This is a genomic window from Sphingobacterium sp. UBA5996, from assembly GCF_002429765.1.
Lineage (GTDB): Bacteria > Bacteroidota > Bacteroidia > Sphingobacteriales > Sphingobacteriaceae > Sphingobacterium.
This window is the reverse complement of the sequence record NZ_DJAS01000015.1, coordinates 1-23,852: the sequence shown is the minus strand read 5'-3', so window position 1 is coordinate 23,852 and position 23,852 is coordinate 1. Positions and strand designations below refer to the sequence as shown.

The window sequence follows — 23,852 nt, the reverse complement described above, 5'->3', positions numbered from 1 at the left end:
CCCATCTATTAAAACATAGATGGGTATTTTTCTGGATTAGCTTCATGCATAATCGCATAAACTGTCTCAACAACATCGTCGGAGGATGGCTTGGAGAAATAGTCTCCATCTGAACCATATGGCGGGCGATGTGCCTTTGCAGTTAGTGTTCGTGGTTGACTATCCAACAAATAGTAGCCATTTTGCTTCTCTAATATCTCTTGTAAGATAAAAGCAGAAGCGCCACCAGGGACATCCTCATCCACAATTAACAGTTTATTTGTTTTTTTCAAAGATTCCGCACAAAGTTTTCCTTTGTCAAAAGGTTGTAATGTTTGTGCATCAATTATTTCAATAAATATTCCCAAGCGTTCCAATTCAACGGCCGCTTCCTCAACGACACGTAAAGTTGAGCCATAGGATACCACAGTAATATCCTCCCCCTCTTTCACGCATTCCGCATAACCGATTGGCACTGTAAATTCACCGACGTTTTCTGGTAAGCGTTCCTTCAGACGATAACCATTCAGACATTCAATGACAATAGCTGGCTCATCTGAGCGAAACAAGGTATTATACATACCTGCTGCCTGGGTCATATTACGCGGCACGCATACATGTAAACCTCTCAGGGCGCCTAAAATTACCGACATCGGCGATCCGGAGTGCCATATACCTTCTAATCGATGGCCGCGCGTACGAATAATTACGGGTGCTTTCTGTCCAGCAAAGGTACGGTAACTTAAAGTTGCCAAATCGTCACTTGCTACTGTAATGCCGTAAATTAGGTAGTCTAAATATTGGATTTCGGCTATCGGACGGAAGCCGCGGATCGCCAAACCAAGCCCTTTACCTATAATTGAATTCTCCCGAATACCGGTATCAAATACACGATGTACACCAAGTTTCTCCTGTAATCCCGCAAAACCCTGATTCACATCTCCAATTTTACCCACATCTTCTCCGAAAGCCAACAGCCTTTCGTCACGTCTAAAGTTCTCCTCAAAGCATAAATTCAGGACTTCACGGCCGTCGACAACTTTAGCCTCTTCACTGTACAAAGCAGGAACAATCTTTACATGGGCAGGAGAATCGACACCAGCTGTAAACAACTTCGAGTTATAACGTTTCTCATTAACCGCATGCTTTTCTTTGTACCAACTTAATAATTGCTGACGTTCTTCACTATGCTGTCCTTTCAGCTCATGCAGCACCTTGCGAACCTGACCGTACACCTCTTTTAAAGAAGGTTCAACCATCGATTGCAATTTTTTGGAAGCAAAATCGGCGCGTTCGTTCGGAATACCCTGAAGTAAATCTATGGCTTCCTTTGCCTCTATGCTCAACGTTTTGATATAATCGGTCCAAGCTCGCTTTTGTTCTTGACGAACATGATCTTTAGCCTGTTGATCCAGTTGCTCCAGCTCTTCTAAGGTGGCGATTCCCGAACTTATTATCCACTCTTTCATTTTTGCGATGCAATCGAAGTCAGTCTCCCATTGTAATCTTTCCTGAGATTTATAACGCTCATGTGAACCTGAAGAAGAATGCCCTTGGGGCTGTGTCAGTTCGGTCACGTGGATCAAACAAGGAATATGTTTCTCACGGGCAATATGGGCAGCCTGTTCATAAGTTTCACATAATCCTGCATAATCCCATCCTCTCACTTTGAATATTTCAATCCCGTTGGTCAATTCTTCCTTCTGAAATCCTTGAAGCACTTCTGAAATATCTCCTTTCGTTGTTTGAATTTCGTTCGGTACAGATATGCCATATCCGTCATCCCAAATGGAAATCACGGTCGGAATCTGGTGAACCCCTACTGCGTTAATGACTTCAAAAAATACACCTTCAGAAGTAGCAGCATTGCCGATAGAACAAAAGGCAACTTCGCTTCCTTTATTTGAAAAATAAGATAGGTAATCTAAATTTCTATTCTGCTTATACAGTTTGGAAGCCAAGCCCAAGCCTAGCAGCCTTGCCATCTGCCCTCCTGTTGTCGAAATATCTGAAAACGAATTTTTTTGAGCCATTTGATTCAACCAGTTTCCCTGATCATCCACAACGCGTGTCGAAAAATGGCAATTCATTTGTCTTCCTGCAGAAGAAGGATCTGCCTCTACATCGGGATGGGCATACAGTTGAGAGAAAAAATGGTAGACATTACTGATGCCTGAAGCAAATATAAATGTTTGGTCACGGTAATATCCCGATCGCCAATCTCCGTTTCTGAAAACTTTGGCCATCGCGATTTGTGCCAATTCTTTTCCATCGCCAAAAATACCAAACTTAGCCTTACCTGTAAGTACTTCTTTACGTCCCAATAAACTCACGTAACGACTTTCCAAGGCAGTTCGATAATCATTCACAATAATCTTCTTGAACTCATCAAAGCTCAAAGTGGAAATAGATTCATTGTTTTGGTCAAATGCAGTATCAAACATATTCTTTTTTGTTTCAACAAATTTAACAAAAATATTATTCTATATAATTGGTGTTTGTCAAATAAATTGACAATCGACAGTCCTCATTTGAAATAGAATATTCTAATTTATCAAATTAGTACTTTTTGATAAAAAATCCTAATTTACATAGACTTTTTTATACCTATAACGACGTAAAACCAGCTTTGTCCTTTTTAATTTCTATTTTTGGATTTTATATTCATTATTTTGAATTTTTCAATACTAAAACTCGATAAATCCCTTAGCGCTAATCTTGAAAAACGAAAGCTTTCTTCGCTTACACCTGTTCAAGAAAGAGCTATCCCTGCCATTTTAGAGGGCAGGGATTGTTTAGCGATTGCACCGACCGGAACGGGGAAAACTGAGGCTTACGCGATTCCAATTATTCAGCGTTTACGAACTAAAATTACCGCTGACCGTCTATCGGTACTTGTACTGCTCCCGACCCGGGAACTTTGTATTCAAACCCAACAGCGCATAACGAATCTTATCGAAGGTATGGATTTGATCATCGCCAGCTTCTATGGCGGTGGAACTTATGAAAGTCAATTGGAGGTTTATCCGAACGCGCATATGATCCTTGCCACTCCGGGTCGTTTGCTGGATTTTCTGGATCGGGGGAGTATTGATTTGAAGACGATAGATACCTTGGTGGTCGATGAATTCGATCAATTGCTTGATCTCGGCTTTGCGGCGGATATCAACAAAATCATCAATAAATTACCCGCTGAGAGACAATCTATTTTTAGTTCGGCCACAAAAACCGCCGAAATCGAAAAAATTGTTCGAAAAAAGTTAAACAACCCTGTCGAGATCATTATTGATAGAGCCTTAAAAAAGGGCCGGATAGTGGAATCTGTAATGTATGTCGACAAGAATGATAAAAAGAGCCTATTGGGCCATCTGCTTGAAAACAGGATTTCACGGCAGGCCATCGTTTTCACGCGAACAGTGCAAGGAGTCGAACGGATTGAAAAAGCATTAAACCGAAGTGGTGTTTCTTGTTTGGCTTTGTATGGCGATAAGTCGCAGCAAAAACGAGAAGAGATCATTGCTCAGTTTAGACGAAAAGAAGAACGTATTTTAATTGCAACAGACCTGTTGGCACGTGGAGTAGATTTTCCGGATCTGGAGGCAATCATCAACTACGAAGTTCCAGATTCGCCAGAGCTATATACCCATCGGATCGGCCGGACTGGTCGTTCTGAGGCTGATGGAAAAGCCTTTACATTTTGCGACGCGGAAGACAACGAAAAATGGATCAAATTGCAACTCGCCTTAAAACGGCAAATTAGAATTGACGATCAGCACCCTTACTTGCTAAGCTGGGAGAAAATGCTTTCCAGTAGTCAAACCAATCCTCGGAAAGGCTCTTCAAAATCGAGAAAACGTCGTTAATTAATAAATATTCTTTTACTTTTACCTGCAAATCATAAAATCACAATTCGAGATGAATACAATACATTTATTTGATGATAGTAATAACGGCGATGATAACCGTCTAGGAGACCTGGAAAAAACAATCATCGTGAATAGTCTGATGGAGATTCCTTTTGAAGATCGGGATGAGGAATGGCGGGATGCATTTTTAACAAATATTGCTGAATGTACCTTAAAATTAGCCGAGACAGAAGTAGTTGTTGGTCCGGACGGATTTCCTTATTTCCAACTTGAAAGCGCTCCAAAAGATCAGAACTTTCAAGCATTCGTCATCAAAAATCGACTGAAAGATTTTGTGTTACCAAGGGGATTTGGTATTGCAATTAATACACAGCATGAAAATCCAGATTGGGTGTTCACCTATGGCGATTTGGTCAACTTCTTTCTGAATGAGGAATTTTACACGGATGAGAGTATTTTTTCGAAGAAAAATACACCAACAATTATTGGCGAAGATGAAGAAATATTAGTTGGGCAGCCAGCTGAAACTATTCTTCCGCAAACAGTACGTACACAACTGCGTGAATTTTTGGATTACTATGGGGTAAAGAATGCTAAAATTATGCTGCTTGCACGCAATTATAAAGATGAAGAAAATGCTACACAAGATTTAGCATTCAATATCGTTGCCAACCAATTCAGCACAGAAAAAGAGTTTACGAACATTATGGAAGCGATAGGCTGGTTCCTTCCTAGACATTATTCTTATATTGGATTGGACGAACTTGCTATTGACAACGGCTTTATGCCACTATAAATAAAAAAGACTTAAATATATACAAACATAATTAACTCATGTTTCCATTTAACGTAAGAGTGTACGGAATATTGATCAATGAAAAACAGGAGGTGTTGATCAGTGACGAAAGGACGGAAAATGTTTCATTTACCAAATTCCCCGGCGGGGGCTTAGAATATGGAGAAGGTTTATTGAATGCCTTGATCCGGGAGTATCAGGAAGAGTGTAATTTTGAAGTTGCTGTCGTTAAGCACATTTATACCACTGACTTTTATGAGAAATCAAGCTTTAATGATAGTCAAATAATATCCATTTACTATCAGGTCAAGAACACTTCACCAATTCAAATCAGAACTACGAACAGAGCTTTCGATTTTGATCCAGATCAAAAACCGGAAGACAATAAACTTCAATCGTTTCGATGGTTGCCAATCGAATCGGTACTCATTGATGATCTAACTTTCAAAACAGATCAAATCGCTTGGAAGGAATTCTTGAAAACGATTAGATAATAATAATTTTTCAATTTTCATGATTTTTATTTGTATTTAAAAAATAAAGATATATCTTTACGTAAACCAATGGAAATGCTTGTTTTTTTTAAAGTATTGACCTCAATAATTACATTTTATTATTTATTTAACATCTCACATGTGACTGGGAATAATGTTGGAAGAGCGTGGGATAAGACGGAAATTGGTTTATTGAATATGTAAAATCCTAGTCCTATAGGTTTTTTAATAGTTAGTGTGATTTTATGGCGATACTCCCCGTATCGCCTTATTTATTTAACTCTATTGCTCCAGCCCGTTATTTAAAGGCTACATACGAGGCGAAACATAAATTCTTGTGCAAAACATCCACATTGTTAAAACCAACATCGGTCAATAAATTGAGCTGGTAAACTAGAGATCTAGGCGTATCCTCATGTTCAATATAGCCAAAAACATGATCGCGATATTCCTCATCCTTCAATTTAGTTAAGTATGCGCCATATTTCTCCTTATAAATTAGCTTTTGAAGATGAACATTATTCTGTTCTATCAAATCAAAAATCCATACACTTCCACCTGATTTTAGCAGACGGAATAACTTTTTAAAAGTGCTTAACCAATCCTCGTCATCCCGTAAGTGATGTAAAACCGAAGTAGCAATAATGACATCGAATTTTTCCTCTTCCAAGGAAACTTCCCTAAAGTCTCCCTTTATCAACTGAATTTCTCCTTTTGTCAGAGCACTTACACGCTCTTGTGCTCTATTTAACATGGGTTGACTTAAGTCTACAAGACTAAAATTTGGATTAGATTTCAGTTTTTGCAATAACTTAACATCGTAATTTCCAGCGCCACATCCAATATCCAATATATTTTTTGCATTTGAATAAACACTTGCAATGGCATCTGTAATTAGCTCCATGTTCCAAACCGCATCAAGTGTGGTGGCCTGGCCTGTTTCTAAATTTGAAAAACGTTCTACATCATTGTCAAACCGTGCTTCAATTTCCTGTAAAGTTGCTTTATTCATCTGTAAATTATTTTTTTTTTAATTCGGACGAGTCTCATACGGCATGACCATATGCAGACTGATTGTATTGTGGCCCACCCGTTATTTTTTAATAATTTAAATGTAAGACTAACTGGAATTCATTAAAAATATTTATTTTGTCAAGAATTCATACCAAAAAAGTATCGATGGAAATACGACATCTTATTTATTTTAAAACAGTAGCCGAGGAGCTTCATTTTGGCCGAGCAGCAGAACGTCTATTTATGTCCCAGCCGCCGTTAAGTCGGCAGATTAAAGACCTTGAAGACGAGTTGGGTGTCATCCTTTTTTTCAGAACCAACAAACGCGTCGAACTAACAGAAGCGGGTAAATACTTTTTGGAGGAGGTTGTGGAAATCCTTCAGAATTTAGAACACAGCAAAACAATCACGAAGCAGATCCACAACAATATTTCTGGAGAATTCAAATTGGGTTACGTTAGTTCAACGCCGAAGAAAATGCTCGCCACAGTATTGAAACACATTCAACAGAAATTTCCATACTTAAGAGTGAGTCTTTTTGAAACGTCAACACACAAACAAAAATTGGCACTAGAAAACGGTAAACTGGATCTAGGTATAATGCGTTCTCCAATTTATTCGAGCGAATTATTGACCACTCCTCTTTTCGAAGACCCCATGGTCATTGTAGGCCCGACACATATAGCGTTTAGTGATATTAATTTCTTTAATGAAAGTTTTATTTCTTTTAATCAAAAATATGCGTCCGAATACCATCGCCATGTTATTAACACGTGTAATCGCATGGGGTTCGAACCTAAGATTGTACATCAGAGCAACTCGATGTCTTCTATTCTCGAATTGGTTTCACAAGGGCTGGGATTAGCAATAGTCCCCGCTTCCACTATCAAACAGTATCCACATTTAAAACTAAAAACCATGGAAATTGAAGACATAGATAGCAAAACAGAAATTATACTTGTCTCCAATAAAAAAAGTAAAAACAGCGCTTTAGGCGAATTTATGGATTGTATCCAAAAAGAATACCGCAAATTCAACGCCTCCTAAAGAATTGTTGGGCTGATTATTTACATCAGTATCTCTGCTGAATAATCAGTTGCATCAATCGCCATGTTGTTTATCCGCTACCTATGGATAAGATTTTCACAGCATTGAATCAATGATTATTGCAGTTAATTAGATAGGATTTCCTTACATTTATACGATTACTAAAATCTCAACAAATCAATTCATGAGAAAGCATCTTCTCTTACTCCTTTTCTTGATTACTCAATTGCTTCCAACATTTTTATCTGCACAGTCCGCATCGGTGGATCTGGATCTTACAGAAGTGATGCGTCGGTATAAAGCGATTGGCCTCAGCGTCGTCGTTGTCAAAAACAATCAGATTGAGTACCACAAAAATTATGGATACAAAAATTTGGAAACAGAAACTCCGCTCTTAGAAAATGACATCTTTAGAATCGCTTCTATTTCAAAGTCTTTCACCGCAACATCCTTTATGCAATTATTGGCAGATGGTCGTTGTAGGCTAGACGACGACATAGGTGATCTCATAGGTTTCCCTGTCAGAAATCCAAACTATCCAGACAGAGCAATCACACTCCGGATGATTCTTTCCCATACCTCCAGTATCAACGATAAGAACGGTTATTTTAATCTCGATGTTATTAACCCTGTCAAGAACCCAAATTGGCAAAAATCATATAATCTGTATGCCCCTGGTTCACAGTACCAGTATTGTAATCTCAATTTTAATATGGCCGGGGCCGTTCTTGAGAAACTGACCAATAATCGTTTCGACAACTATGTTGTTCGTCATATCCTTAGACCGCTCAACCTCTATGGTGGATATTGTGTCGACTCTTTGGATAAAACAAGATTTGTCCCGTTGTATTCATATGACCAGACAGGAAAACCACATGAGGAGCTTAGCGCCTATCACCCTCGCCACGAAGAACTTATCCAGTATAAGATGGGATATAGTACGCCCATACTCTCCCCAACAGGTGGAATGAAAATATCAGCATTAGATTTAGCAAATTATATGATGATGCATATGAACTATGGGCGTAGCCAGGGAAAAACCATCATCAGAAAAAAGTATGCAAGGATTATGCAGACACCTGTAAATAAAGAATCCGGCTATGGATTGGCTATTATGAATGACACCAAAATTGTACCGGGAGTTACTTTAACCGGACATACTGGGTCGGCTTACGGGCTCTATAGTGCCATGTTCTTTCACCCAAAGCAGAAATATGGTTTTATAGTCATCACAAATGGCTGCAATATTCCCGATAGTGAAGAATTCAATCCCTTACTGAAAGATTGTATAAATGTGCTTTACAACGTCTATATAAAGGCAAAATAAACATATCAATTACAATGAGCTAATAAAAAAAGCNNGCTTTTTTTATTAGCTCATTGCATTACTTTTAGTTTTTAACCCAGTTTACAATTGCTGGATCGAGTGGATTGGTCGCTGAACGGAAACGGTGTACAAGCTTACCATGCTCATCGATTAGGAATTTCTCAAAATTCCACTTAATCTCTCCTTTAAAATCGGGATTTTCCTGTGCGGTTAGATACTTAAATAATGGATCAATTTGATCACCCTTCACATCTACTTTCTCTGCCATTAGAAAATCAACACCATAATTTTGTTCACAAAACTCTTGAATTTGCGCATTTGAACCTGGCTCTTGTTGTCCGAAATTATTTGCCGGAAATCCTATAATGACCAGCTTATCACCAAAAGTTTTGTGCAATTCTTGGAGGTCTTTATATTGTTTTGTAAAACCACACTTAGATGCAGTATTAACAATCAATACTTTTTTACCTTTGAAATCAGACATTTTGACTTCCTTACCGTCAAGCGATGTAAACTTAAAATCATAAAAATTGGGATTGCCAAATAACATTGACATATACACCATAATAGTAGCGATAATCATATTTAATTAGTTTAAAGACTTAGTAATGAATTACTCTCTCTTTCCAATACTGCGTCGAACAGCTCGTTAATAGGAGATTTTAAAATGGTGCCTACCTTGATCTGATGTGTATCACAGACTTCCCGTAAAATTAGATCAAAACTATATGCAATAGACCCCACAAAGTGACATTCATATTTATTATAATCCGGATAGGTCAAAATTGATGCCTGAACAAATTCCTCAAATCCGCTCTTTACCAGATCAATGATAAATGGATGGGTAATATTATCTGACATGAAGGGTGCAAAAGATGCTAGGAATGCATTTGGGCGCTCCTTTTGATACACATTTTTGATAACAATCTCTTTATTGATTCTATACTTATTCGCAAATTTTTCATTCAGATCCTTGGGCATACGTCCATACAGAAAAAGTCTGACTAAATTTTTCCCGAAGTAAGCTCCCGAACCTTCATCACCCAATACATAGCCATTTCCATTGTGTGAAGGCATCAACTCCTCTCCATCAAAGAAACTGAGATCCGACCCAGTTCCTAAGGTTGCTACATAACCTTTTTTATTACCGCATGTCGCTAACGCACTTCCAAAAAGATCATTTTCAACCGAAATATAGGCATTTTCAAATAAGGGGGTCAATGCATTCGATACCATTTCCCTACGATCAGGGGTGATACACCCCGCACCAAAGAAATACAATTCTGTAACCTCATCAGCGTATGGAATAATTTCGGGTATTTCCTTAATAACACGTGTAATTTCCTTTTCATTGACAAAAAAAGGATTAAGTCCATTTGTACTGAATGAGATAGGCGCACTATCTGGCAATTCCAACTTCCAATCCGACTTTGAAGAGCCGCTATCAACAACTAAGATCATACAAATTCTTGATTATTTTCCCCAATAAACTATTGTATCAAACTTAGCAAAAATTCTGATAAAAAACAGATTTTTTGCGTCTTTCAACAAACCTCATAAATAGGGTTTCAGTCGAAAGCAACAATAATAATTGTTCAATTTATATTATATTTCTTACTGAAAAATAGTATATTGGAGAGAACTTCAATATCTCCCTATAGCGTACTATTTTATACCTATTGCAGTTATTAAAGAACCAATAATATATTTTTTTGTTTGATTAATCATACGATACTTTCTAGCTTTGTGAGCTCATACTAAATTTATTTTTCATGGATAGTGACCATTTAAACATACCCAAAATACATTTTGAAGTATCATTTCCCGAAGTGCAAGCTCATTACATTGAGGTGAAAATGAGCGTAACAAATCTCAACCAGCCTTATGTCGACCTAAAAATGCCGGTATGGTCTCCTGGATCCTATTTGATTCGCGAATACGCAAAAAATGTAGAACGATTCCGATCACTTGATAAAACGGGAAATACAATCACCTATCAAAAAATTTCTAAAAACACCTGGCGAATACCTACAGAATCGTTGGATCAAATTGAAGTAGTTTATGCCGTCTATGGGTTTGAAACTTCAGTACGCACTAATTTTTTTGATAGCGACCATGCTTTTATTGTACCCACAGCGACGTTCTTCTATATTGATAACCGGATCGACCATCCGACTACAGTCAGCATAGATTTAAAAGATACTTGGACGAGCATATCAACCGGGCTTGAGCAAATTGAGGAGCATAAATTTTATGCGCCAAATTTTGATATCTTGTACGATAGTCCCATCGAAGCCGGTAATCAGGATATCTGGAAATTCCAGGCTGCAGGTGTAGAACATGAGTGTGCCATGGTCGGAGGGGGAAGTTATGATAAAGCACGATTGACAAAAGATATCACCCGTATTGTTGAAGAAGAAACCCGCATTTGGGGTTCTAACCCAAATAAGCGTTATGTTATTATTACACATAATTATCAGTCTGGAGGTGGTGGGTTAGAACATCTCAATTCCACAGTTTTGGGGGCGTCAAGAAATGCCTATCTTAACGAGACCAGTTACAAAAATTACCTGAGCCTTGTGGCGCATGAGTATTTTCATCTTTGGAATGTGAAACGCTTACGTCCAAAAGCTTTAGGACCGTTTAATTACGATGCCGAAAACTATACCACGGGACTATGGATTATGGAAGGATTCACTTCGTATTATGATAACCTCATTATTAAACGATGTGGATTCTATAGCGAAAAAGAATACCTCTCTTTGTTAGCTAACGATTTTAATATTGTATTGAATCGTCCCGGGCATGCAATACAGTCTGCAGCTGCCTCAAGTTTCGATACCTGGATTAAATATTATAGACCGGATGAAAATTCAATAAATTCAGGTATATCTTACTATAATAAAGGTGCGATGCTGACGGCATTGCTGGATATTAAAATTATCGCAGCTACAGAAGGTAAACTAAAACTGGATGATGTTATTCGGGAGGCTTATGAAGAGTTTTTCCTAAAACTCGATCGCGGATTTGAAGAAAATGAATTTAAAAGTCTCGGCGAACGCATCGCTGGCACTTCGTTGGATGATATTTTCGACGCGGCGCATCAGGATGGCGAATTGGACTATAACGATTATTTCAATCTAGTTGGTTATGAAATTATTGACACAAATGTTAATAACAACACCTTAACATTAGGGATTACCACAAATAAAGTAGACGGGTTAATTTCAGTAGCGACCGTGGAAAAAGATTCTGGTGCATACGAGGCCGGATTGAATGTCAGAGATGAACTCATTGCAATTAACAACAACAGACTCGATGTTAAAGATAAAGAAATTGATTTCATTGTTCAGCATGCCAAAGAGGGAGAACTATTAAACTTTTTGGTGGCCCGGGATGGTTTGGTGCGCGAGATACCGGTTCAAATCAGAAAAAATACTAAAAAGATTTATGAGATCCGTCCGCTCAAAGATCAAACCTTTCTACAGGAATTATTGGGTAAAATCTGGATGGCTTAAAACTGAAATATTGCTGTAAAAAAATAATAGCGGAGTTTTCCGCTATTATTTTTTCATTAAAATTTATACCTTACTGAAAAACCGACCGGGTCAAATAATTTGATACTCGATTCATTTAGAAAATCAAAGTAAGGTTTTACATCCAATGAGATCTGAAATGGTGATTGTGGAACGTTAAATTCAATTCCAACAATACCATCAATACTCAGGTTGAGCTGTGAATCAAATGACTGACGTTTACCATCGAAAATTTTATCTTTCTCTTTAAAAGAACCGACGCTACCGCCAAAACCATAATACCAATTGAATCCGGCAGCCAGCGGTTTATATATTTCATATAAGCCTACGACACGGAAACGGCGGAAGTCAGAATTGCTCTGAATACTCATGATACCTTCCAATGCATGATCCGAATTAAGCGTATGACGATAAGTAATTCCCTGAGCGGACCCAAATCGTCCACCAATAGCGCCTCTATTGTCCAATTGAGCTAACGCTCTATTGGATAATGCACCAAACATCAGCATTCCACTAACGGCTAAAAATATTTTCTTCATAAAAATCGTACGCTTTTTTGCTTTACCTTTTTTCCAAACATAGATAAAATGCTTTTTATATGCAATACAATTGCATATCCTGAAGACTATTTATCAAACCTTCTATTAGAAAGACATTTTAAGTAAAATAAACTTTACATCACAGCTATAACGACATAATGTTTGAATTGTTATGACATTAATCCCAAATTCTCCAACTTTATTTCTGATATTTTTTTTATATTTAAGACAATACAGCATGTAGTAATAACCAATAAACTCAAGTGATATGGGCAGAATTTTTGACTTTATAACCTTATATAAAGAAAATTACGCAAAGGACATTATGGTAGCGGGTCGCGATGGAAATGGCCAATGGAAAACGTATTCTACCAAAGAATACACAGATGCTATTGACTCCTTAAGCAGGGCACTACTGAAGCTCGGGCTCAAGAAAGGTGACCGGGTAGGAATTATGTCCGGTAACAGACCTGAATGGAATTTAGTTGATTTTGCCTGCAACCAAATAGGCCTTGCAACCGTGCCCCTGTATCCTACCCTATCTGCGCAGGACCTTTCATTCATTGTAAATGATTCAGATGTAAACATCCTATTTGTTAGCAACAGGGAGTTAACAGACCGTATTGAACAAGCGATCAACGAGCATGGAATTCACCCACAATTGTATACATTTGATGCTATCGAAAATTATACGCACCTAAGAGCATTCATCGAAACTACCAAAGATGACATCACCGATTTAACTCCATTTCGCGATGCTGTAACGGAAGATGATCTGTTAACTTTGATCTATACTTCAGGAACCACTGGGCGTCCCAAGGGAGTCTATCTCTCACACAAAAATGTGTACAGTAATGTCTTGGCTTGCAACCACCTGATCCGGGCTGACTTCAAAACGGCATTAAGCTTCCTACCTTTATGCCATATTTTTGAACGGATGGTAGTCTACATGTACTATTCCAAAGGGATTCAGATTTATTTTTCGGAAAATCTAGACAATGTTGTTGCGGACATCAACGATGTTAAACCAGATGTATTCACCACCGTACCTCGAGTACTGGAAAAAGTATATGACAAGATCATTGAAAAGGGGAAAGCGCTAACAGGTGTAAAAAAGAAAATCTTCTTCTGGGCTGTTAATTTAGGTTTGAAATTCCAAGAACCTGAACATAATGGAGCGCTTTATAATCTTAAACTTGCGATTGCAAGAAAATTGATATTCTCAAAATGGCAAGAAGCGCTTGGAGGAAATATTAAGATTATCGTGTCCGGCGGCGCTGCCCTTCAAGAACGGTTAGCGCGTGTATTTTGGGCGGCTGGACTTAAAGTACTTGAAGGATATGGGCTGACTGAAACTTCTCCCGTAATCGCTGTCAATTCTTACTTACCAAATGGATTAAAATTTGGAACTGTGGGTAAACCCCTTAAAAATTTAGAGGTAAAGATCGCTGAAGACGGAGAAATCCTAGTGAAAGGCCCGAGTATTACCATAGGCTATTACAAAAATGAAGATGCTACCAAAGAAGCTTTTGACGATCAAGGATTTTTCAAAACAGGTGATATTGGAGAAATCACAGCCGATGGTTTTCTTAAAATCACCGATCGCAAGAAGGAAATGTTCAAAACTGCCGGCGGCAAATATATCGCTCCACAATCCATTGAAAATAAGCTCATGGAATCCACTTTAATAGGACAAGTGATGGTTTTTGGCGAAAACAGAAAATTTCCTGGAGCTTTAATCGTTCCGGCATTTGATGTGCTGTCTAAATGGGCAAGCCAAAAAGGGATTAACCCATCATCAAATGAAGAACTCATTAAAAACTCAGAAGTAATCCAAAAATATCAGGATGAAATTAACCGGCTATCCACTAATTTTGGACATTGGGAAATTGTTAAGAAATTCATTATACTTCCAAAGGAATGGACAATTAATGACGGTCAATTAACCCCAAAATTGAGTTTAAAGCGAAAGATTATTTTAAAAGAGAACGAAACTGCAATCGACAAATTGTATCAGGAACAGAACCAAGAATAACAATTTGCACGATTATTGGGATTAATCATCGTATTATGAAGCACGTTACACTGAGAGATTTATTTACACTCGTTTATTGGAAAGACATTTGGCATGTTTTAGTGGATGCATTTAATGGATTTAATGATGACAAATGCATGAAAAAGAGTGCTTCACTTGCTTATTATACGGTTTTCTCGATCGGACCACTTCTTATGATCGTGATCTGGTGTATAGGGTTCTTTTACGGTGAACATCTTCAAAGCGGATCTTCGGCTCAAGATCAGGTGTTGGAAGAGGTCATGGTACTTTTTGGCCAGGATGTTACCACCCAGATCCAGTCTTATCTCCAGAAGATCACATTCGAAAATAAATCCAATATGGGAATCACGATAGGTATAGTTACATTGATCCTATCTTCCACGACCTTATTCGTAGATATACAGGATTCGATCAATAATATCTGGAAAGTAAAACCCAAGCCGAAAAAGGGATGGCTGAAACTGATCATCAACAGATTGATATCTTTTTCTATTGTTATTGCCTTGGGATTTTTACTCATTGCCTCACTGATGATCAATGGGCTTATTGTCGCAGTGACCAATTTAGTGATGACGTATTTCCCCTTCATTCCAATTTCCCTTATTTCTTGGGTAAATACAGGCATCACCTTTTCAGTCATAGTCATCTTATTTGGATATATCTTTTCTTTCCTCCCCGATGCTAAAGTAAAATTCAGAGATATGCTCGGCGGCGCCATCTTTACAGGATTACTTTTTATGTTGGGTAGATATGGTATTTCAATCTATCTCAACGTTTCATCCACGGCTAGTTTTTATGGAGCTGCAGGATCCATTATCGTCATGCTATTATGGATCTACTATTCCGCTGCTATATTGTACTTTGGCGCAGAATTCACTAAATTTTATGCCATTAAATTTGGCTCAGGCATTGTACCTTCCGCATTTGCAGTAGCGGTCGAACAAACAGAAAAAGTTAAAAAAATAGGAAGCGATGCTGAAGCACACGTCGGAGATACCATTCAGATCTTAAAACAATAATTTACTTTTTGTCTTTTTTTCCGCTGATGGAACCATCTATACCGATGACATCAATGACTTTGTCTCCAATCTGTGTAATATCGGATTTTAATCCTACCATGACGGTGAAGATATTGACAGGTATATTCTGTATTTTTCTAAAATTATGAAGATAGCCGAGCTCCAAACCTAAAAAGAATCCATTAAACTTGTAGTCTGCGCCAGCGCCTATTTTACTGGAGAAATTCAGGTGATTTTTACTCTCCATCTTAACAAGCTTCTGATCCGCAAGCACACGTGCTCTCGGCTCACTTGTCAGACCAATACCAGGCCCTGCAAAACCATACATGTTTAGTCGGCGCATCTGTTTCCTGATACCTCCAGAAAATGATAAAGTATAGAAATTAGTATTGGCATCTTCTATGCGATATTCGAAATCGGGATCAATCAAGGGTTGTTTGTACTTAAATGAAAGGGTATAAAGTGTGGGAGATACAAAAAACTTTGGATCTTTCAGGGAAATATCCAAGCCAATACTTCCAGAAAATTTTGGCGAAAGTATCTCTTTGGTTTTTCCGATCGGAAACCCCATGCCCGTCGTTCCCCAATAGTATACTTTTCTATAATGTATCGTGTCAACGCCCCCTTGAGCGAAAACACTGGCACAAATAGCACTTAGCAAAATAAAACTTAATAGGATTCGTTTCATTCAAATACGTTTTATACTGAATAACAACAATATAAAACGTATTTTGTTCAAAAAATATGGCTGATTATAGATAACTTTTTGATTGCGGCCCTTGATTGAAGAGCAAATCGATTATACTCAGATCCGGGTAAAATCCATTCTTATCTGAAAAAACTTGATAATACTCTTTTGGATTAGCCATTACACTTTCCTTTTTGGGATGTATAGCATTACGATAATCGATCGTATCCGCTGGAGCTGCCACATACTCTTGGGTAAAATTCACAGCGCGCTTAAGCTTGATAGATTTAAGAAGAAGTTCCAACTGCGCCACATTAAAATCCACGAGATAGTCGAATTTTGCTTCGTAAAACTGTATAAAATCATCTTCATAGTACTCAAAATAAGCAGAACTACGATAAGCAGTCTGAATACTTAGCCAATGTAGACGCTGCCAGTCAAACTCATAACTTATACGAATATCTTTCATCGGAACACGATCTTTATTGCCATGTTGAATCGGTACAATCAAATCCTGCACACCATTCGCAGAAGCAATACGTGCCCTTGTACGATAACTTTGCTTTTGAAAATGCTCATATTTCTCGATGATTAAAGGAAGATTATGCTCTTGTATCGTATGAAAGTAAGATATCGGTGGAAGATAACATGAAGGAAGTAATAACTGCGATTCCATAAAAACTGATGATTTTTGTTATAAGTGACGCAAAAATAACTTAAATTAAGGATATTTGTAAAGAACAACTGGGAATTTTAGCTATAGCATGAAACAAAGAGCGTTAAACGCATTAATCTATATTATATCTCTTCTCCCCTATTGGTTTCTATATTTGATCTCCGATGGGCTTTATTACATACTTTATTATATCATAGAATATAGAAAGAATATTGTATTTCAGAATTTAAAAAATGCTTTTCCTGAAAAAACGGATAAAGAGAGACTTGTTATTGCTAAAAAGTTTTACCGTTTTTTTCCGGACCTCATTGTCGAGTCGATCAAATTGAAAACAATTACCGCTGAGGAAGTGAAGAAAAGAATGATGTTGGAAAATGAGGAGGAATTGACAAGACACCTTGAGGCCGGCAAGAATGTCATTGGGGTAACATCGCATTATGCCAACTGGGAGCTCGGTATACATCGTTTGAGTTTAATCACAAACTTTCCAACGTTGATTGTATACAAACCACTCAATAACAAAGATATTGACACGGTTTACAATGGCATGCGGGGCCGGTTTGGAGCCGAAATGGTACCTATGAAACAGATACTCCGTCATATCGTAAAATTAAAGGGCCAACCCAATGTTAGCATACTGGTCGCCGATCAAACCCCTTTATATTCGGATTCCGATTACTTTATTAATTGGCTAAATCAAGAGACATTGGTCTATACCGGAGCCGAAAGGCTTTCTCGAATTAGTAAAGCGCCGGTCGTTTATTGTTCAATCAACAGAAAACCTAAAAGAGGTCATTATTCCTGTAAATTTTTCACTTTACTCGAAGAGCCAAGCGGCTTTGGAGAACATGAGATAACCAATTTACATAATCAGATCGCTGAGCAGCTTATCCGTGAAACCCCAGAATATTGGTTATGGTCACATAACCGCTGGAAAAGAAAACGTAGAAAATGAGTAAATTACCAAAAGTAGCTGTTGTTATCCTCAATTGGAATGGTCGATTTTTTTTAGAAAAATTTTTACCATCTGTTTATAATAGCTCATACCCAAATGTCGAATTTGTAATTGGTGACAATGCCTCCGATGATGATTCAATTTCATTTGTGAGACAGTATTATCCTACCATTACAATTCTCGAAAATGATCAAAACTATGGCTTTGCAGGCGGCTATAACAAGATATTGCAGCGTGTAAAAGCAGATTATTATGTGTTGCTCAATTCGGATGTTGAAGTGAGTCAAAATTGGATCGAACCTGTCATAGAATACTTGGAAAGGAACCCTTCTTTGGCAGCTGCACAGCCTAAAATACGTTCATTCCATGATAAGCAGAAGTTTGAACATGCTGGAGCAGCTGGGGGATATTTGGATTACTTTGGATTTCCTTTCTGCAGAGGAAGGATTCTACATGAAGTAGAAGACGACGAAGGACAGTACGAGGAGGAATCAGAGATCTTTTGGGCCTCTGGAGCTGCACTTTTTATCCGTTCGGAAGCCTGGAAGGAGGCGGAGGGTCTTGATGAAGATTTCTTTGCGCATATGGAAGAAATTGACTTGTGCTGGCGATTGAAAAAGATGGGCTATGGAATTGGCTATTGCCCCAAATCTATCGTTTACCACGTTGGAGGCGGAACGCTCAACGCTAGCAATCCCAAAAAAACCTATCTTAATTTTAGGAATAATATGGTTATGCTGCAAAAGAACCTGCCCATAGGCAAAGCGATATTTATTATTTTCATTCGACTATGGTTTGATTTTGCTGCGCTTGCCAAATTCCTTATCGATCGAAAACCCAAAGATGCCTGGGCAATCAGCCGTGCGCATCAGTATTTCTTCTTAAACATTTTTAAAAATGCTAAAAAACGTAAAAAATACAACCACAGGGGAAATACAAAAGGACAGTACAAGAAGTCAATCATTGTGGATTTCTACACGAATAGCAAACATAAATTTTCTCAGCTAAATCCAAGTGATTTCAAATAGCATCTTATTTTCCCAAAATACAAAATGCAGAAAAACGCATTTTAAAAATAAAGCAGTCATTACAACAAGATTCTTTATTTATTTTATTTAAACGTACTTTTTATTTGTAATTTTGCAAAATGTTGGCGATGGATATTGAAAAAAAGATAAAAGACTTAACCGCAGAACTTAATCAGTATAACTACCAATACTATGTATTGGCGAACAGTGTTATTTCTGACTACGACTTCGACCTTAAACTAAAGGAGCTCGAAGCCCTGGAAGCTCAATATCCAGCGTTTGCCGATCCCAATTCTCCTACACAGCGTGTTGGCGGGGATATAACTGCCCGATTTCAAACGGAACGACATCGCTGGCCCATGCTCTCTTTAGGTAATACATACAGTCAGGAGGAATTGCTTGATTTCGACCAGCGTATCCGCAAAATCATCGGCGATCAGTTTGAGTACGTCTGTGAATTAAAATTCGATGGTTTATCCATCAGCTTGACGTATGAAAATGGCAAGCTAAGTAAGGCTGTTACACGTGGCGATGGCACGCAGGGCGATGTGGTTACCAACAATGTCAAGACAATCCGATCAATTCCGATCAAACTCAAAGAAGGAGCTTATCCAGCGCAATTCGAAATACGCGGCGAAATATTTATGCATAAATCAGCTTTTCTGCGTTTGAACAAAGAGCGCGAAGATAATGCGGAGCCAACGTATGCCAATCCGAGAAATTTCGCTTCCGGAACGATTAAACTGCAAGACTCTGCTGAGGTTGCAAAGCGACCGTTAGACTGTTTCCTTTACTTTTTGTACTGCGACAACAGAACAAATCTTTTTCACGACCATTGGAATAGCTTGAACCATGTAAAAGAATGGGGATTCCATGTCAGCGAACATAGTAGAAAATGTAGCAATATAAGCGATGTATTTGCATTTATCGATTATTGGGAGGTCGAACGCCATAATCTTGGCTATGAAATCGATGGAATTGTTATTAAAGTAAATGATTATGCACAACAGGAAGAACTTGGCTTTACGGCCAAAAATCCAAGGTGGGCAATATCCTATAAATTCAAAGCTGAACGTGTAGAAACCGGATTGAACTCCATCAGTTATCAAGTTGGCCGTACAGGTGCTGTTACTCCAGTTGCCAATCTCCAACCTGTACTATTGGCAGGGACTACCGTCAAACGTGCATCCCTACACAATGCAAATGAAATTGCTCGCCTGGATCTGCATGAACATGATACAGTATTCGTGGAAAAGGGGGGCGAAATCATACCCAAAATTATTGGCGTTAATTACACCAAGAGATTGCCTGGATCAACAAGCTTTGTCTACCCAACATCATGTCCCGAATGTGGCTCCGAACTCATACGCCAAGCTGGCGAAGCGGTACACTACTGCCCTAATGAAACGGGGTGTCCCCCCCAAATTATTGGTAAAATGCAGCATTTTATCGGACGCAAAATGATGGACATCGAAGGTATGGGCGACGAAACGGTTGACAACTTCTTCAAAAAAGGTTTATTACATAATATCGTTGATATTTATGGACTAAAAGACCATCAGGAAGGCTTACAGCAGCTGGAACGTTTCGGTCAGAAATCCATAGAAAATATGCTGAAAGGCATTGAGAAGTCTAAAGAAAAACCGTTTGAAAAAGTACTATTCTCTTTGGGCATACGTCACGTTGGTGAAACGATCGCAAAGAAATTAGCGCTGCACTTTAAAAATATTGATGCCTTGGCACAAGCATCAGCAGAAGAAATCGAAAGCGTACAGGATATTGGACGTCGCATTGCCGAAAGCGTTAGAGAATACTTGGACAATCCGATTCATCAAGAACAGATTAAGGCTTTAAGAAATTACGGCTTAAATTTTGAAATTAAGGAAAAAGAAATCGTTTTGACCAGCAACTCACTGGAAGGGAAGACTTTTTTAATATCCGGTGTCTTCGTAAACCATTCGCGGGAAGAATTAGCGGCAATGATTGAGAGTCATGGCGGAAAGATGGTTTCAGCGATTTCTGCTAAATTAAGTTATCTCGTGGCAGGAGATAAAATGGGACCTTCTAAACTTGCGAAAGCAGAAAAATTAGGTATCCCGATGATTAATGACACAGAACTATTCCAACTCATTAATCCCAAATAAGTTTTTTAATTAAATTAATATAAACACAAAGACAAGATGAACGAGCTTCACGGCGCAGGAGTAGCATTAGTCACTCCTTTTAACTCAGATGAATCTGTTGATTTCGAAGCATTGGGTCAGCTTATTGACTTGCAGATCAACGAAGGTATGGACTATTTGGTTTCTTTAGGTACAACTGGAGAAGTTGCCACATTGACCAATGATGAACGAAAGCGCATCTGGGATTTTACTGTCAAGCGCGTGAACGGTAGATTACCTTTGGTTGCTGGTATCGGTGGAAACAATACTGCTGAGATTGTGGAGCAAATTAAAAATTTTGATTCAACTGGATTTTGTGCAATCCTATCCGTTTCTCCATATTACAACAAACCGACTCAAGAGGGAATTTATCAACATTATAAAGCTGTTGCAGCGGCATCTCCCCTGCCTATTATTTTATACAATGTACCTGGACGTACGGGGAGCAATATCTCTGCACAGACAACATTACGATTAGCGAATGATTTTTCAAATATCGTTGCTATCAAAGAAGCTTCGGGTAACTTTGCTCAGTTCAGTGAAATCTTACGGGATAAACCAAAAGATTTTCTACTGATTTCTGGTGATGATCCTGTTACGTTGCCGATGATGGCTCTTGGTGCTGCCGGCATCATTTCAGTAATCGGAAATGCTTTACCGAAAAAAGTAGCAACCTTAACAAAACTGTGTGCCGAGGGGAATTATATCGACGCTAGATCGATACATCAAGAACTATTGGAGATTACCGAACTATGTTTTATTGAAGGAAATCCCGCTGGCGTAAAATATATACTTCAGGAATTGGGTATTGGAAAAGATATATTACGGCTTCCCTTAGTGAGTATAAGCACAAATACACGGGCTGCGATAAAAGAAGAATTAAAAAAAATAAAGTAAATACCGTAGCATACACTTAAGAAAAGTTTAGATCCTCAAAAGATCTAAACTTTTTTGTTTTAATGCTTTGCAACATAACAATATAATACCTACATTTGCACTTCCACAAAAGTGGGTTTTTAAACAACAAAATTAATTAACACAATGCAACAGTACGAATCTGTAATCGTTCTTACCCCGTTGCTTTCTGATGATGCTGCGAAAGAAGTAATCGCAAAATTCAAAAACATCTTAACAGAAGGCGGAGCCGAGATTGTCGCTGAAGACAATTGGGGTTTGAAAAAATTAGCGTATCCAATCCAGAAAAAAACTACTGGATTTTATCACTTAACTGAATTCAAGGCTCCAGGTGAATTAATCAATAAATTAGAGGTTGAATACAAACGTGATGAGCGCATTATGCGTTTCTTGACTGTAAGTTTAGACAAACATGCTAAAGCTTACAACGAGAAAAAACGTAGCGGTGCATTCAACAAAAAAGCTGAAACTAAAACTGAGGAGGGCGCAAACTAATGGCTAACGAAAATATCCAATACGTAACTGCTCCTAAAGTAGAGGACAACCGTAAAAAATACTGTCGTTTCAAAAAGAATGGTATCAAATATATCGATTATAAAGATGCTAACTTCTTGATGAAATTTGTAAATGATCAAGGTAAAATCTTACCTCGTCGTTTAACTGGTACATCTTTGAAATTTCAACGTAAAGTAGCTCAAGCTGTTAAACGTGCTCGTCACATCGGCTTGTTACCTTACTTAGCTGATGCAATTAAATAAGGAGGACGATAGAAAATGGAAGTAATTTTAAAACAAGATATCAAAGGCTTAGGTGAGCAAAATGATATCGTTAACGTAAAACCAGGTTTCGGTCGTAACTACTTAATCCCTCAAGGATTTGCAATCCAAGCGACTGAATCTGCAAAAAAAGTTTTAGCTGAGAACATTAAACAAGCTCAGTTCAAACAAGACAAAATCAAAAAAGACGCAACTGAATTAGCTGGTAAATTAGAAGCTATCAAACTTTCAATTGGTGCGAAAGCAGGTGAATCTGGTAAAATCTTTGGTAAAGTAAATAGTATTCAGATTGCTGATGCATTGAAAGCAAAAGGTTTTGACGTTGATCGTCGTCGTATCACTTTCGAAGTAGAACCTAAAGAAGTAGGTGAATACATCGCTAACTTAAACTTACACAAGGAAGTAAAAGTTCAAGTTCCTTTCGAAGTTATTGCTGAGTAATCCTATTTATTTAGTAAACAATATAAAAACGGCTATCCCCTGGGATAGCCGTTTTTTGTTTCTAACCTTATGCATACCTCAAAAAAAAAAACTCGCGTTACGGAGAGCAACGCGAGGCATAATCTAGGGTATTTGAAAGGGAAAATCTTTATCTAATTCATTTTTATCTAAAAAACCACCCAAAAAGGAGTAAAAAATCTAAAAAAGCAAGTAATAACTAAAAAATCAATATTTACTCATTTTTCATATTCAAAGAAAGTGAAAAATATCCATTTTTACAAATGAAATTGATTTTTTTGATAAAAAAACAAAAAAAAATCAAACAAAAAGATCAAAAACATAGATATAATAACAAAAAATAGATATAAATCAACATAAAAAGAATGATTAAATCAATAAAACAAAAAAAAACATATAAAACTACTGCTTATCAAAAATAAAAAGGATTAATTTAAAAAAAATAGTATAAAAAGCATACATTTTCACAAAAAGAACTAAAAAAAATACAAGACCCCAAAAAAAAGAAGCTGTCTCAAAT

Annotated in this window: 22 protein-coding genes; 15 read left to right on the top strand and 7 right to left on the bottom strand. The window is 37.8% G+C overall.

Translation table 11 applies throughout. The features are described from left to right. Positions 1 to 8: 8 nt before the first annotated feature. Complete coding sequence (locus B3E00_RS11955; protein WP_209578807.1) at positions 9 to 2,423, bottom strand: alpha-ketoacid dehydrogenase subunit alpha/beta; 2,415 nt, start codon at positions 2,421 to 2,423, stop codon at positions 9 to 11. A gap of 228 nt (positions 2,424 to 2,651) precedes the next feature. Between B3E00_RS11955 and B3E00_RS11950 the strand changes: the two genes are divergently transcribed. Genes B3E00_RS11950 through B3E00_RS11940 form a run of 3 tightly spaced genes read left to right on the top strand, consistent with a single transcriptional unit; the run spans position 2,652 to position 5,135 of the window. Further along, complete coding sequence (locus B3E00_RS11950; RefSeq protein ID WP_209578808.1) at positions 2,652 to 3,842, top strand: DEAD/DEAH box helicase; 1,191 nt, start codon at positions 2,652 to 2,654, stop codon at positions 3,840 to 3,842. Positions 3,843 to 3,894: 52 nt separating this feature from the next. After that, on the top strand, positions 3,895 to 4,641 hold the full coding sequence (locus B3E00_RS11945; protein ID WP_209578809.1) for a hypothetical protein: 747 nt from the start codon (positions 3,895 to 3,897) through the stop codon (positions 4,639 to 4,641). A gap of 38 nt (positions 4,642 to 4,679) precedes the next feature. Next, positions 4,680 to 5,135, top strand: coding sequence for an NUDIX domain-containing protein (locus B3E00_RS11940; protein WP_209578810.1), 456 nt, complete (start codon positions 4,680 to 4,682; stop codon positions 5,133 to 5,135). A gap of 298 nt (positions 5,136 to 5,433) precedes the next feature. Here the strand turns inward: B3E00_RS11940 and B3E00_RS11935 are convergent, their stop codons facing one another. Next, positions 5,434 to 6,147, bottom strand: coding sequence for a class I SAM-dependent methyltransferase (locus tag B3E00_RS11935; RefSeq protein ID WP_209578811.1), 714 nt, complete (start codon positions 6,145 to 6,147; stop codon positions 5,434 to 5,436). A 137-nt stretch (positions 6,148 to 6,284) separates the two neighbouring features. On the opposite strand from B3E00_RS11935, the gene B3E00_RS11930 reads away from it, so the two are divergent. Together B3E00_RS11930 and B3E00_RS11925 are read left to right on the top strand one after the other, a co-directional pair. Then, positions 6,285 to 7,196, top strand: a complete 912-nt coding sequence (locus B3E00_RS11930; RefSeq protein WP_293938543.1) for a LysR family transcriptional regulator — start codon at positions 6,285 to 6,287, stop codon at positions 7,194 to 7,196. A 184-nt stretch (positions 7,197 to 7,380) separates the two neighbouring features. Beyond that, a complete protein-coding gene (locus tag B3E00_RS11925; protein ID WP_293885653.1) occupies positions 7,381 to 8,523 on the top strand; it encodes a serine hydrolase domain-containing protein in 1,143 nt (380 codons plus the stop codon). Between the two features lie 64 nt (positions 8,524 to 8,587). Here B3E00_RS11925 and B3E00_RS11920 read toward each other — a convergent pair whose 3' ends face one another. Together B3E00_RS11920 and B3E00_RS11915 are read right to left on the bottom strand one after the other, a co-directional pair. Continuing rightward, a complete protein-coding gene (locus B3E00_RS11920) occupies positions 8,588 to 9,106 on the bottom strand; it encodes a glutathione peroxidase (RefSeq protein WP_209578813.1) in 519 nt (172 codons plus the stop codon). Positions 9,107 to 9,117: 11 nt separating this feature from the next. Then, positions 9,118 to 9,984, bottom strand: a complete 867-nt coding sequence (locus tag B3E00_RS11915; RefSeq protein WP_209578814.1) for an N-acetylglucosamine kinase — start codon at positions 9,982 to 9,984, stop codon at positions 9,118 to 9,120. A 311-nt stretch (positions 9,985 to 10,295) separates the two neighbouring features. Here B3E00_RS11915 and B3E00_RS11910 point away from each other — a divergent pair, with 311 nt between their 5' ends. After that, entirely contained in the window at positions 10,296 to 12,041 is a 1,746-nt protein-coding gene (locus B3E00_RS11910) for a M61 family metallopeptidase (RefSeq protein ID WP_293938541.1), read from the top strand. A gap of 56 nt (positions 12,042 to 12,097) precedes the next feature. Here B3E00_RS11910 and B3E00_RS11905 read toward each other — a convergent pair whose 3' ends face one another. Next, complete coding sequence (locus B3E00_RS11905; protein WP_293885648.1) at positions 12,098 to 12,598, bottom strand: hypothetical protein; 501 nt, start codon at positions 12,596 to 12,598, stop codon at positions 12,098 to 12,100. A gap of 268 nt (positions 12,599 to 12,866) precedes the next feature. Between B3E00_RS11905 and B3E00_RS11900 the strand changes: the two genes are divergently transcribed. Both B3E00_RS11900 and B3E00_RS11895 read left to right on the top strand, forming a co-directional pair. Then, complete coding sequence (locus tag B3E00_RS11900) at positions 12,867 to 14,633, top strand: AMP-dependent synthetase/ligase (protein WP_293938539.1); 1,767 nt, start codon at positions 12,867 to 12,869, stop codon at positions 14,631 to 14,633. 35 nt (positions 14,634 to 14,668) lie between these two features. After that, positions 14,669 to 15,673, top strand: coding sequence for a YihY/virulence factor BrkB family protein (locus B3E00_RS11895; protein WP_209578818.1), 1,005 nt, complete (start codon positions 14,669 to 14,671; stop codon positions 15,671 to 15,673). A 1-nt stretch (position 15,674) separates the two neighbouring features. Here the strand turns inward: B3E00_RS11895 and B3E00_RS11890 are convergent, their stop codons facing one another. Together B3E00_RS11890 and B3E00_RS11885 are read right to left on the bottom strand one after the other, a co-directional pair. Next, positions 15,675 to 16,361: an outer membrane beta-barrel protein gene (locus tag B3E00_RS11890; RefSeq protein ID WP_293886892.1), complete on the bottom strand. Its 687-nt coding sequence runs from the start codon at positions 16,359 to 16,361 to the stop codon at positions 15,675 to 15,677. A 64-nt stretch (positions 16,362 to 16,425) separates the two neighbouring features. After that, on the bottom strand, positions 16,426 to 17,037 hold the full coding sequence (locus B3E00_RS11885) for a WbqC family protein (RefSeq protein ID WP_293938537.1): 612 nt from the start codon (positions 17,035 to 17,037) through the stop codon (positions 16,426 to 16,428). A gap of 88 nt (positions 17,038 to 17,125) precedes the next feature. On the opposite strand from B3E00_RS11885, the gene B3E00_RS11880 reads away from it, so the two are divergent. From B3E00_RS11880 to rplI, 7 genes are all read left to right on the top strand, one after another. Continuing rightward, positions 17,126 to 17,992, top strand: coding sequence for a lysophospholipid acyltransferase family protein (locus B3E00_RS11880; RefSeq protein WP_293938536.1), 867 nt, complete (start codon positions 17,126 to 17,128; stop codon positions 17,990 to 17,992). Further along, positions 17,989 to 19,020 (top strand): glycosyltransferase family 2 protein, encoded by a 1,032-nt coding sequence (locus B3E00_RS11875; protein ID WP_293885638.1) that lies wholly within the window; start codon positions 17,989 to 17,991, stop codon positions 19,018 to 19,020. The genes B3E00_RS11880 and B3E00_RS11875 overlap by 4 nt, the downstream gene beginning before the upstream one ends. A gap of 119 nt (positions 19,021 to 19,139) precedes the next feature. Next, a complete protein-coding gene (ligA, locus tag B3E00_RS11870; RefSeq protein WP_293938535.1) occupies positions 19,140 to 21,164 on the top strand; it encodes an NAD-dependent DNA ligase LigA in 2,025 nt (674 codons plus the stop codon). 36 nt (positions 21,165 to 21,200) lie between these two features. Then, complete coding sequence (dapA, locus tag B3E00_RS11865) at positions 21,201 to 22,079, top strand: 4-hydroxy-tetrahydrodipicolinate synthase (protein WP_293885634.1); 879 nt, start codon at positions 21,201 to 21,203, stop codon at positions 22,077 to 22,079. A 144-nt stretch (positions 22,080 to 22,223) separates the two neighbouring features. Further along, positions 22,224 to 22,592, top strand: coding sequence for a 30S ribosomal protein S6 (gene rpsF, locus B3E00_RS11860; RefSeq protein WP_046671750.1), 369 nt, complete (start codon positions 22,224 to 22,226; stop codon positions 22,590 to 22,592). After that, positions 22,592 to 22,855 carry a 30S ribosomal protein S18 gene (rpsR, locus tag B3E00_RS11855; protein WP_028071347.1) on the top strand — a complete coding sequence of 88 codons (264 nt, stop codon included), beginning with the start codon at positions 22,592 to 22,594 and terminating at the stop codon, positions 22,853 to 22,855. The genes rpsF and rpsR overlap by 1 nt, the downstream gene beginning before the upstream one ends. A gap of 15 nt (positions 22,856 to 22,870) precedes the next feature. Beyond that, positions 22,871 to 23,314 (top strand): 50S ribosomal protein L9, encoded by a 444-nt coding sequence (rplI, locus tag B3E00_RS11850; protein ID WP_209578825.1) that lies wholly within the window; start codon positions 22,871 to 22,873, stop codon positions 23,312 to 23,314. Positions 23,315 to 23,852 lie beyond the last annotated feature (538 nt).